Origin of the sequence: Pedobacter frigiditerrae (assembly GCF_004331645.1) — a bacterium.
Classification (GTDB): Bacteria; Bacteroidota; Bacteroidia; order Sphingobacteriales; family Sphingobacteriaceae; genus Pedobacter; species Pedobacter frigiditerrae.
Map to the genome: position 1 here is coordinate 146,992 of NZ_SJSK01000003.1, position 11,763 is coordinate 158,754.

14 protein-coding genes are annotated in these 11,763 nt (G+C 35.4%); 7 read left to right on the forward strand and 7 right to left on the reverse strand.

Annotated elements, in window-relative coordinates; genetic code table 11:
• Positions 1-68: 68 nt before the first annotated feature.
• Together EZ428_RS12400 and EZ428_RS12405 are read right to left on the reverse strand one after the other, a co-directional pair.
• Complete coding sequence (locus EZ428_RS12400; protein ID WP_131553491.1) at positions 69-581, reverse strand: hypothetical protein; 513 nt, start codon at positions 579-581, stop codon at positions 69-71.
• Positions 582-753: 172 nt separating this feature from the next.
• Complete coding sequence (locus tag EZ428_RS12405) at positions 754-960, reverse strand: hypothetical protein (RefSeq protein ID WP_131553492.1); 207 nt, start codon at positions 958-960, stop codon at positions 754-756.
• Positions 961-1,520: 560 nt separating this feature from the next.
• On the opposite strand from EZ428_RS12405, the gene EZ428_RS12410 reads away from it, so the two are divergent.
• The 4 genes from EZ428_RS12410 to EZ428_RS12425 all read left to right on the forward strand — a co-directional run bounded on the left by EZ428_RS12410 (position 1,521) and on the right by EZ428_RS12425 (position 4,459).
• Entirely contained in the window at positions 1,521-1,913 is a 393-nt protein-coding gene (locus EZ428_RS12410) for a hypothetical protein (RefSeq protein ID WP_131553493.1), read from the forward strand.
• A 204-nt stretch (positions 1,914-2,117) separates the two neighbouring features.
• Positions 2,118-2,927, forward strand: a complete 810-nt coding sequence (locus EZ428_RS12415; RefSeq protein ID WP_131553494.1) for a helix-turn-helix domain-containing protein — start codon at positions 2,118-2,120, stop codon at positions 2,925-2,927.
• Between the two features lie 258 nt (positions 2,928-3,185).
• Positions 3,186-3,569: a VOC family protein gene (locus EZ428_RS12420; RefSeq protein ID WP_131553495.1), complete on the forward strand. Its 384-nt coding sequence runs from the start codon at positions 3,186-3,188 to the stop codon at positions 3,567-3,569.
• 8 nt (positions 3,570-3,577) lie between these two features.
• Positions 3,578-4,459 (forward strand): helix-turn-helix transcriptional regulator, encoded by an 882-nt coding sequence (locus EZ428_RS12425; RefSeq protein ID WP_131553496.1) that lies wholly within the window; start codon positions 3,578-3,580, stop codon positions 4,457-4,459.
• A gap of 237 nt (positions 4,460-4,696) precedes the next feature.
• Here the strand turns inward: EZ428_RS12425 and EZ428_RS12430 are convergent, their stop codons facing one another.
• From EZ428_RS12430 to EZ428_RS12440, 3 genes are read right to left on the reverse strand one after another with little or no spacing between them, the layout of a single operon-like run.
• Positions 4,697-5,107 carry a DoxX family protein gene (locus EZ428_RS12430; protein ID WP_131553497.1) on the reverse strand — a complete coding sequence of 137 codons (411 nt, stop codon included), beginning with the start codon at positions 5,105-5,107 and terminating at the stop codon, positions 4,697-4,699.
• A gap of 41 nt (positions 5,108-5,148) precedes the next feature.
• Positions 5,149-5,646, reverse strand: coding sequence for a hypothetical protein (locus tag EZ428_RS12435; RefSeq protein WP_131553498.1), 498 nt, complete (start codon positions 5,644-5,646; stop codon positions 5,149-5,151).
• Positions 5,647-5,670: 24 nt separating this feature from the next.
• The gene (locus EZ428_RS12440; RefSeq protein ID WP_131553499.1) at positions 5,671-6,060 is read right to left on the reverse strand and encodes a hypothetical protein; all 390 of its coding nucleotides are present in this window, start codon (positions 6,058-6,060) and stop codon (positions 5,671-5,673) included.
• A 736-nt stretch (positions 6,061-6,796) separates the two neighbouring features.
• Between EZ428_RS12440 and EZ428_RS12445 the strand changes: the two genes are divergently transcribed.
• The 3 genes from EZ428_RS12445 (at position 6,797) to EZ428_RS12455 (ending at position 9,417) form a co-directional block, all read left to right on the forward strand.
• Positions 6,797-7,996: a serine hydrolase domain-containing protein gene (locus EZ428_RS12445; protein ID WP_205945690.1), complete on the forward strand. Its 1,200-nt coding sequence runs from the start codon at positions 6,797-6,799 to the stop codon at positions 7,994-7,996.
• 151 nt (positions 7,997-8,147) lie between these two features.
• On the forward strand, positions 8,148-8,381 hold the full coding sequence (locus EZ428_RS12450) for a hypothetical protein (RefSeq protein ID WP_131553500.1): 234 nt from the start codon (positions 8,148-8,150) through the stop codon (positions 8,379-8,381).
• Between the two features lie 7 nt (positions 8,382-8,388).
• Complete coding sequence (locus tag EZ428_RS12455; protein WP_131553501.1) at positions 8,389-9,417, forward strand: S1 family peptidase; 1,029 nt, start codon at positions 8,389-8,391, stop codon at positions 9,415-9,417.
• Positions 9,418-10,126: 709 nt separating this feature from the next.
• Here EZ428_RS12455 and EZ428_RS12460 read toward each other — a convergent pair.
• Positions 10,127-10,747, reverse strand: coding sequence for a Crp/Fnr family transcriptional regulator (locus EZ428_RS12460; RefSeq protein WP_131553502.1), 621 nt, complete (start codon positions 10,745-10,747; stop codon positions 10,127-10,129).
• Positions 10,748-10,796: 49 nt separating this feature from the next.
• Positions 10,797-11,762 carry an NAD(P)-dependent alcohol dehydrogenase gene (locus EZ428_RS12465; RefSeq protein WP_205945691.1) on the reverse strand — a complete coding sequence of 322 codons (966 nt, stop codon included), beginning with the start codon at positions 11,760-11,762 and terminating at the stop codon, positions 10,797-10,799.
• Position 11,763 lies beyond the last annotated feature (1 nt).

Genomic DNA, 11,763 nt, shown 5'->3' on the forward strand with positions numbered 1-11,763 from the left:
ACGTAGGATGTTTGTATTGATGTTTACAGCAGTTATTGTAAGGTGTCACTTTTTTGGGCATATATTATTTAGTTAAATTTAAATGCTATCCCAATTCTAGCATTCGTGCTACCAATAGATCCAAGCTCTGTAAATAGTCCAATTTTCTTGCTTAAAAAGTACTTGCCTCCAATATAGGCGCCTAGAAATAAACCGCTTCCATAACTGTCTCCCAGATTTTGGTCGGTATCTTTCCAAGAAAAATTTCGATACCCTAGTGTGGGGCCACCATATAAATCAATCTTATTGTTGTTTATTTTTAACAATTCATTAGCGTGATAAGAGGCTCTTACACCAAAGTAAATGGCGGTAAATTTAAAGGATTGGTAATCATTAGAGAGATAGTCTGCGTTTACTCCAATACTGATGTTATTCGTTATTCCCTTCTCGAAAGAGGCTCCAATTGGTATTCCTCCGTCATAAAAGGAATTTACTCCTATACCTATATTTAACAATCTGTCTTGTTTAGAGAAGGCGCCGTTTTGTGCGAATAATGAGGTTGTGGTTACGAATAATAGGATAATGGTGATTCTTGTTTTCATTTTTCTTAAGGTTAAATTTTTATTTTGATGATCTTGATTTAATATTGTACTTCGCGACTTTTTGATAATTTGGATCTTTTACAAAAATAGAAACAACACAACCCAAACCACTTAACTTAAGTTAAGAAGTGATATTTAAAACACAATTTTTTCATGCGTATCTCTAGGTGGTTTAATTTCTAATGATATTGAAACCGTTGATGTGATTTGGAGAGACAAAATGCTTTTTGATTTTCTTTTGGGTGCATCTCGGAGCAATAGCATAAAAAATAGATTGACATTCTCTTACTTTCGATAAACCACCAGGAACGGCTCTGCCTGTTTCACTCATTGGTCCATTTAGCAAGAAGTTTTTGGTGGCTTGATTTTGATTTTCCAATATGGTCGAGTCAAATGATTTAGTACTAAGTAATTAACTTTCTGACAGGTATCGATCGGAAATGGAACAACCTGTTTTGCAGCTTATAAACAAATCTCCTGAATAGTCTTTATGATATAAATTAAGCATCGTTTACTCATGTTGATTAGCAGCTAATTCAAAAATTGGCTCATTCGTAAACGAATCTTTCTTTGTTAATGTAAATATGAGCAGAGACGCCACTAGAAACGCTTTCTGTTTCCGACTTTGAAAAACTAAAACCTTTTTTCTCCAGATAATTCTATTAAGGTATAGAAGTATAATCCTATACTATATGTTTTTGCAACCTTAAGCAAAAACATATAGGGGAAAATTTATAATCCACTATACGGATAGTGGTGTATGGATTGGATGAATAAAAATGGTTTTTAATATTGCTTGAATGGTATTTCTTAACCAAAGTCAATTTGTTTTAATTTATTGATGGCTACTTTTGAAATGTCTTCTCCTGAATAGATCTTTAGACAGCTAGTGGTTTAGGTGCATGGAAAGTGCTAAGTTTTATTTCAAATTCAATTGTTATGGTAAGAGTTTTTGTTGTGCTATTATTTTTTTGTTCATTAGCTGAAGCTAAAGCTGAACTGGTTACGAATTTTGCTAATGTTGAAAATAAACTTCAGCATATTGCTGAAGTTACAGATACCATTAAGCGTTTGCCCCCAATGAGTTCCCAGGCTAAAATTAAATTTGTATATGCAGAACTGCTGTGCCAAAGACTTTATGGAGAGAATAAGTTTTCTTTAAACGGAGACAGCTTAGGGGAGGATTTAAAAAAATCGGTAGCACAAGTTAAGTATAGAGAATCGGCGTTAGATTTGTTAGGAGCAGAAGGTTGGGAACTTTCGGTAGCGGTTACAAGGGAAGTAAATGCTGGTTTTGAGATTTTTTATTACCTCAAGAAAAGAATTGATTAACCTTATCTTTGGCTGTTTGCCTCATTTGGATTTTTAAGAAAATTAAGGTTAAAGCGAAGTTGTTTACTTAAAATTAAATTAAGTTTAAAAAATTATACTTTCAGTAGAAAAAATCATCGCTCAGAAAATGTGTAGTTTTATCATTGAAAATTATTAGACTTTATAAAATTGATTTATCGTATTTAATTTTAAGTAGCTATACACATGAATATCATTTTTTATCCACCTCCAAAACATTTAGAAAAGTATATACGATACTTTTGGAGCTGTGATGTGAAAGAGCATGGATTGTACAAAAACATTTTCTTTGAGAATTATGCAGATAGATTTCCCCGTTTAGTATTTCAGGTAGAAGATAAAGCAAAGTTGAAATTGGATGAACACAGCTTTGCGCCTCAGGCTTATTTATGTGGTATCGATACAGTTCCCTCTACAATGAGTATTCAATCTGAGTTTTCACACTTTGGTATTAGCTTTAACCCATTTGCACTAACAGATATTTTCCGCATTGAAGGTATGTCGTTAGTAGATTCGATTATTGATCTGAACGATCTGGAGCTTAGGCATATAGTTTCAAAATTGAGGGATGCAAAATCACACTTAGATAGAGTAGAAATTATGTGCAGGTTTATTGAACTGCAAAGTGGACAAAAAAGATTGGTCCATCAAAATGTCATAGAAATTGTATTGCACAACCAATTGGCAGAACATGAAGATTTATTCAGGTTGCAAAAGAAATACAAGACTACAGAGCGCACCTTGGAAAGACTCTTTAAAAAATCAATGGGTATCTCTCCAAAAACATTTCAACGATTGGTTAGGTTCGAAAGAACTTTAAATCTTCTCAAAAGCCCATTAAATGGAAATTCTGGCTATGTAGCTTCCTTCTTACAATATACAGACCAATCCCATTTTATTAAGGATTTTAAGACGTTTACCAATATTACTCCTTCCCAGTTTCAAAAAAATAGTTTTCACACCTCTGAGAGCTCGGCATTTATATCAAAGATTTAGCAACTGTTATTCTATATTGTCAGACTTATGTTTTTTTTTGACATTTTATAGAAGTGTCGGTTTTCTACTATTTCCCAAATTTCACTATCCCTAACTTTGTTTAAGTCTTTTTTGTGAGTTAAAGGATTGTACAATTTATATGCTCATATAAGGGTATTCCTAAGATTTTATTTTGCTGGCTAAGCAGAGAACAAATTTAGACTGGGTAAGCAAACTTACTACCTGTATGGATATTTAAGTTAAAAAAATAGGTTAACGATGAGTAAAGAGATCAAGTACGTGGCAGTTGATGTGGATAAGAAGCAGGAATCAATACTGTTTTATAGGAAATACCTAAACTTTGAGCTACACAGTACCGTTCAAATTACTGTAAATGAAGAGTGGTCTTTTTTAAACAATTGCGAAGGGGTACCATTGGGATTGATTCTAATAAAAAAGAAAGACGGTGACAGACAGCCATGTACGCTGATATTGAATGCTCAAGATTGCCTTTTTGAATATTGTAAGCTTAAGGAAACGGAGATTAATGATCTTTCAGCACCCATTTATTCTGCAATTGGTTTAACGATAAGTTTTTCAGACCCATCTGGGAACAGGATCATTTTGTTGGAGGAACGAAAATATAATGAATTAGATAACTAATAGAAGATATGGAAACTTATTTCAAACGCTTAGGTAATAACAATAGCCTGCATCAGGAAAACAAAAGATACGCTTTTGGTGATCATCTGAATGATGATTTTACATTAAAATTTGTTTTTTCAGGATCCAAGCTCTATAAAATCAACCGAAGGAGTTTGGTCGTGCACCCTGATTGTTTTCTTGCAATCAACAAGAACACGAGCTTTGAAAGTAAAGTCCAGTCTGATCAATGCGTACAATCTCTCTCGATCTCCTTTGCCCCAGACTTTATAAAGGACATGCAAGGGACTTTGATCAAGTCGACAGCTTACCTGCTGGACAATCTGATGGAGGGTGATGCGGGCGATCTCCGTTTTCCTGAGACCTTGTTGCCTTTAAAGAGTAACCTGAATTTCAACCTTAAGCACATAAGAAGATATGTTCGGGACTGCTTAAGAGACGATAGCCTGCTTGAAGAGTATCTTCATCACACCTTCATCAATTATTTTGAAATCATCAACAGTGATGTTGTCCTTGCAGGGGACCGTTTGAAATGCCTCAAGAAAAATACAAAAATTGAAGTGATTAAGAGGTTAAACATAGCCAAGGATTTTATGTACTGCAATTATAACCAACAGATTACCTTAACACAAATCGCTGAGAACAGCTGTCTATCCGTAAATCACCTGTTGAGGACTTTCAAGCAGGTATTTGGAGAAACTCCATACCAGTTTTTAACAAAGTTAAGGCTAAGGAGAGCAAATTATCTGATCAAAAACTCGCTTTATCCGATAAATGAAATTGTAGCCTTGGTAGGTTTTGAATGCGCTAGCTCATTTATCAGGCTCTATAAGTCATATTTTAGCCACACTCCGGGGAAATTCAGGAGCTATGATTACCAGATTGCCTGAAGCACTAGGGGTTTTTAGCGTATAAGTTTAGAGTTTGAAAGCTTCATTAACACGGTATTGATCTTTAGCGATTGAAACAGCCTTATCATAACTTAAATTTTACCAAATAAATGGTAAAAGGAGAAGTACTATCTTAAAGGTAATGGAAAAAACCAAATTTAAATGTTAAGCAAAAAAGGCCATTGTATAAGACAATGACCAATTTAGTTAGTTTAAAAGCTAATTAGCAGGGATAATTTAGTTAGTGTTGTTAATTTGTGCTTGACGTTTAAAGGTTAAATGGCCTTGTTGATGGAGGATGGACATAATGCAACAAATTAACAGGAAATTAAATTCAACCCCATTCCTTCCACCGCCTACTACAAACCATCCCTCCTTTAGATGTATCATGAATATGCCCACTATCAAAACAATGATGGTAATGGCGGAGCTTAATTTTAGATATTTATTACTAATAAGCGAAAAGACAAAAGCCACGTGAGACATTTTGATTGCCCATGCCAAGGCCAAGCCAAATGGCTTGAAACCTGCACCATTTAGGTATTGGTTTCCAAAGTCATTTATGCCATTGTTAAATATGCCAGGCACTGCATGTGCCAAAAATATGATGATCAATGCAATTCGTAAAAAAGGCTGATTTTTGGTCATTTTTGATTTCTTTTTAGTGATGTTGGCCTTATTTGCTGGTACTATTGAATAGAAAAGGCAAACATAAAGTCTTTTGTGCCAAAAAAATATTCTCCAACACTAAGATTGCTAACAATCAAGAAGTAGTACTCATTTTTGATTTTCTTTACCTCATAGCTGATCTTATCAAACGAGGTTGATGTACTTGTTGCTTTTGCAGTCGTTGTAATAAATACCCTTTGGTTTCCACGTACGGTAAATTTAACCAAATCTAAAATGGATGTGGGATCAACATTTGGGGCAAGTCTTGCCACAAATTTTAACTCCTGTTGCTTTGTAAGCTTAACAGATGAGGAAGTGCCGTTTAAAACAAAACCACCTTCCGCTTTAAACAAGCCCTTAGCCTTGGCCATGGCATTGTACTGGGATTTTTCCAACTCTAGCAACATGCCAGTCTTGCTATCCAGGTATGCGGGTTTCTCATTGAATTCTGGTAAATTTTGAGCCTTGGCCAGTAAAAAGCCAACTATCAAAAATATGGTGCAGCACAGGTTTTTCATCAGATAGGTTGATTAAAAAAAAAATTAGAAAACTATAGCGGGACCAGTGGCAGGTTCTATGCCTCCTGAGGATTTTGCAACCAATTCAATTGTGCTGCCTACCTGTACCCCACCTCTTTTAATTACAAGATTGACCTTTTGTCCGGCAACACCGCCAGAACCAGATAGGGCAATGATGGCTGCTGTGACATTTGTAGCATAATCGATTTCCTTTGTCCAAGGAATAGCAGTAACTGTTTCATTAACTGTTCCTCCTGATGCGGTGGTATATGATGTAACAATAGATCCAGTAAAATTTCCTGATAACTCATAACGTAGTGTTCTTGAGTTGTTATCAGGACTATTGTCTGAGTCTTTCTTGCAAGATAGCGTAAGCGTAAATAAGATGATAAATGGGATCATTAAATTTTTCATGATGATGTTTTTTAGTTTAAAATATAAGGTGTAATTTGAATATGCCTGTTATGTTATCATGCACTGCGCTGCACCGTTTAGTTTTTTGAGAGCCATGATCATATTGGTACATATTTCAAAATTCAAACCTAGCACGATCATGATGAACTGGATATGCTAAAATCATCTTTTTTACTTCGAGTCTTTGCTTTTCAATACAGGGTATGGGTATCATGCCTGCTGCATGATAATATGATATTGGCAAAATCCATTTCCTTGTCTTAGCGATGGCTATTTGCTTAAGCAATGCTTGGCTTATGGGGTTGCGGCAATGCTTTGGTAATGGATATTGGAGATGCACATGGCAAGGGATAATCATCATCGTCTACAGGAGATGCAAATTACGTTGTCAAGTTTCAAGATTTTTCAGGATAGTGCCCAACACTTCAGTGGTTGCAAACAAGAGAAAAACAAGATCTCTTGATTCAATCTAGACAGTAGGTTTTGTTAACAATAGGGGGACAGAAGGAAGGATAGAGGTTGGAAAAGCCAGTTTTTAAAAGGTGATTTTCGCACATTTTGATTTTTAGATTACACGTATATTTATCTTTTATTGACCTTGGTATCCTTCAGTAATTTTGTTACGGAGGAGAAATTAACGCCAAAGCAAAGAAGTCCTAAATACAGTGTTAGCGGCAAGTTGACAAACAACGACAATCAACACCGTCGAAACAGTTGATTTAAAATAAAAGAAAAAATGAAATCTAAATTTGCATTAACAATATTTTTGACGACAACTATATTTTGCGCGAATATTATGGGTCAGTCTATCAATAGTACGACGCAGAAAACTTCAATAGATAGTTTTATTGAAAGCAAAATGAATGAAACAGGAATTGTTGGAATTGGAGCATCTATTATCGTTGACAAAAAAGTAGTATGGACAAATGGATATGGCTATGCTGACAAAGAAAATAAAATCCCATTTACTCCTTCAACAATTATGAATATTGCTTCAATAAGCAAAACTTTTACAGGAGTTTGTATAATGAAAGCCGTTGAAGAAAGAAAAGTTTCACTTGACGAGGACATTAATAACTACTTGCCTTTCAAATTGATTAATCCAAATTTTCCTAATGAAAAAATTACATTAAGACATTTGGCAACACATACATCGGGTTTAGCTGACCGTAATCCAATTTATACAGACACCTATTATTACGGCGGTAGTAAACCAGAACCATTAGGAGAGTTCTTAAAAAACTATTTTGTGCAAGGTGGCAAATATTACTCAAAGGATAATTTTTTAAATGCCAAGCCAGCAACAAATAGAGATTACTCTAACATTGGAGCAGGATTGGCAGGCTATATAATTGAATTGAGAACAGGAGAAAAACTAAATGAGTATGCTAAAAAAAATATTTTCAAACCTTTAAAAATGCAAAATTCAGGTTGGGCTTTGAATGAAATTGATATAAATAAACATTCTAAACTTTATGAAAAAAAAAGCGACAGCATTGTACAAATTGGATTATATGAAGGAACAACTTACCCAGATGGTGGAGTTAGAACTTCGGTACAAGAATTGTCTAAATTTTTTATTAGCCTCCTAAACGAGGGGAAATACAAAAAAACAAGAATTCTAAAAAAGGAAACAGTTGAAGAAATGCTTCGTTTTCAATACACAGAATTGAATAAACCTGACAATGTAAAATTAAACAAAGTTAATCAAGGTATCTTTTGGGCGACCAAGTTAAGTACTACACGAATTGGGCACAATGGTTCTGACCCAGGAGTTAGAACTTTTATGCTTTCTGATTTGAATAAAGAATTTGCTGTAATTGTATTTTTCAATACTTCATTGGATGAAAAGGACGAAGGAAAATTCTTCGACATTTATGAAGAACTCTACAAATACGCAAAAGACTTGAAGGCGAAACAAACAACCAGCCGCTAACAGCAGATTTGAGATAGGCGGGGTGACGTGCTTCGGTGACACATTTGTGGTTAAAGGAAGTATAGTTTCTCCGAATGAACATTTGTGCTGAAAAGCCCGCCCATCGCAAATCTGCAAAACGTTAGCAGTAATACATCAAAACTTTACAATCATGAAAATTATTAATTGGTTAAAAAAAATAGGTTTAGAACTACTGTTTTTAATATGTTTACTATTAATAAAGGGTTTGGTTTTTGAAAAAATATTTCGTGCTAATGCTGATAAAATTTCGCATGATGGAATTTTGGGTAGGTTGAAAATCATCGCTTCCACCCTTTTAAAAAGAATATTGGAGGTTCAACTGTGGTGTTTGAAACAGCATTTAACCCAACTAAACTATTATTAAACTGACCATGAGAAATATACGAGGCTTGCTTTTGCCATTTTTAATTATCTTAATCATTTCAATGGGATGTTCAAAAAAACATCCTCTCCCAACACCTGATTCTCCTTCTGACAATATTGTAGGAGCAAGTTTAATGAAGATCGAAGATGCTTTAAAAAGTTCAGATCTGAACTTTGTGAACCTGGTCAATAAAATTAGGGGAAGCGTTGGTACTAATGGTTCTGGAAGTAAAGTGATTTGGAGTAAGAATAATGATTATAAGCTTGGGCTATTTGTTTCAGCTAACCATGTGTATGGGGTAAAAATGTGGAATTCCCATCATGAGGAATTCATAGATCTGTCAGCCATCAACAACGGGATTTTTCTGGGCTCTAAGTTGCCGGCGATAAATGGAAACATTCAATTGACAGGCGAACTAGTTGCGAATTTTGGTCTTTATCACCCAAGTATCCCCTTAGAAGCCACTAATATTACCATTCTTCCAAGAGACGATTTCTATTTGGGGGTTATTGATAACCAAAGAAAATTGGACAATGGTTTAGCAATTTACCCGGATAAGGTTCAAACAGTTGTACCACTTCAACTGTATGATCCGAACAAACGTACCGAAGCTCTTCAGGTATGGACTAATCCAGAAACAGACGAAAATGTTATTGCAATTGGCTATCCACAGGACAGAACCAAATACCCAAACGGAGCTGTTTCTACTGGTAAAGTCTATTCAGATACACAAGCAGCAAATATTATACAATCCTTGAAATCCAAAAATGATGTGGAAGGAGAGATCCCATATCAACCACAAGTTGAATTCTTCGCTGAAGTTGCTGCAGTTGCAGGAATGAGTGGGGGAGGTGTATTCAACAGAAATGGGCAACTACTGGGTATAATGGTAAGGGCTACCCAATTAAATGGTCAGCCGATATTGAGAGTAGTAAGGATAAAATATATCAAACAAAAGCTCATCTCTTTTTACACCTCACTTTCAATTACCGATCAAGCAAAGTTGAGACCTTTTATAAGTGGAGAATTGAAGTAGAAAACCCATAACCTGTAAGAATGGATTTATTGGTGTTCTTAAAAGTGAGAGCGCTGATGAGGTTATTCATTTGAAAAATGAAAAACTTACATCTTGCAATGGGTAATTCTCCCAAGTCATTGATGTGAAAGGAAAAAGTAGCAGATAAACAATTTAGAAAAAATCCCGGTTCATCCCAAAAAATCGCAATGGAAATTTCCAAAAGGCAACAGCCTCAGGATGATACTTCATCCACTAGGAAGTGACCTAAATGAGATAGCCCAGATTAAGAGTATGCTTATGTTCTCGCACTCACTTGCAATTCTGTGTATACCATTCATTGCATTTGGTTTTTGGGGCTTATCAATAGCCTTTAAAATTTAAAACACCAATTTTTCATCAGATTTTGTCTTTTTGGATTAACGCCATTGCCTGCGCTGGACTTCTTGTTGAACAGCTCAATTAACCCTATCCAAGTGATATAGCCCTGCAATATCAACCATCCTTGAAAGGTGCCCGAATAGTAAGCCATTTCCTTCAATCAAATGCAGAAAAGTTTCAAAACTCATCTAATCTGTTTACTTAAATAACTTTAGTTAACGATTTAAGTAGTGTCAGGTACTAATTTATATTTAAAGATTTTTCTACAGTTTACCATGCGATCAGATGGTCAATATATTTGACGATTTGATACGCATATAGAGTAATTATTTAAAACATAGAAAACGATTTACTTCAGAGATGATGATGTACGTAATCTGTTTCTTATTCTACTTAACGATTCGGGCTTTACGCCGAGGTAGCTTGCGATATGATAGAGCGGAACAAATTGAAAAATCTCAGGTTTTGTTTTCATTAAATTCTCATAACGCTCGCTCGGGCTGGATGAAAGGTAGTTATTTACTTCTGTTTTGTAATTAGAGTAGTGCTTTGCGGTTTCTATCCTGCACATCGACTCTAATCTCGGGAACCTTCTATACATTTCGGTTTCGACTTCGTAGGCATAAATAGAGATAATGCATTCAGTTACACATTCCCAGTTTACAGCACTTTGAACCTGATCGTCTTTATTTCCATCAACGGAAGGGCTATCGCCAGCAGTATAAAAAGCTACAGTCTTTTCTTCGCCGTCTTTGAGATAATATTCCCTGATGCATCCTTTAAACAAATGGTATGAGGTTTTGATGAACTGACCTTCTCTTAAAAGGAGTTCGCCTTTTTTTACTTTTTTGACAATAATTTTTTCTGCAAAAAAGTCCTTTTCTTCTTGCGTATTGTAGTCTGAGCTTACTAAAGACTTACTGAACTCCAAAACCTCTTGGTCAGGATCTGTTGTATTATCAAATTTCATCCCTTAAAATTAAGATAAATTTGATAAAACTCCATAAAGTTTTATTAAGTTAATCGAAAGCTAGAACAACATTTCCCTTTTTTTGCCCGCTTAGCACATACTCGTAGGCTTTTTCGATATCTTCCAATCTATATCTTCGGTCTATCAAAGGAGTAAACCCTTCATTCACAACAAGTTCATCAATAAACTTCATGCTTCGTTTTATAGAGTAGGGAAATGGAAATTTCACTTTTTTACCTGGCATAAAAGGAGACAATAATGCAAGGACTGGATTTTGCCAATTTTTCCCTAGTTCAGAGGATATATATATTCCTTTTGATTTCAGCAGTGGCTTGCATTTTCCAAAACTACTTTTCCCAACTGCATCAAAAATATGATCGAATTGATCATTTATTGTAGTAAAATCTTCTTTTTGATAGTCTATCACCCTTTCTGCTCCTTGCGATTTTAATACCTCAATAAATTCAGTTTCACAGGTTACGGTTACGCGAACATTAATATGCTTTAATAATTGTAGGGCAGCATTGCCAATAGCCCCAGTTCCACCATTGATAAGAATTCGATCTCCCGCATTCAACTTAAGATCTTTCAAGAAATAAAATGCATAGTGAGCTCCTTCCAGGCTGGCTGCTGCTTGTTCAAAGGTCACATTTTCAGGCTTTCTAAGTACTGCTTTTTTTGTCGACACCGCTAAATATTCAGCATGTGAACTTAAGCCCTGATCAAAAAAGCCATAGGCGTGGTCGCCAATTTGAAATTGGTCTACATTGTTCCCCTTGTCTACAACTATTCCCGCAAAATCGGTTCCTGTAATTGGGCGAACAGGTTTAAATAAACCAGTAAAAAGCCGAATTGCCCATGGCTTTCCCGTAAGTACACCACAATCTGTTCGGTTTACCGTGGTGGCCTTTACTTTCACTAAGATTTCATCGTCGCCAGGCCTTGGCAAAGCTATCCTGCCAATTTCCAGTTGATCGGGAGTACAATATTCGTTCCTTATTGCGGCTTTCATCATA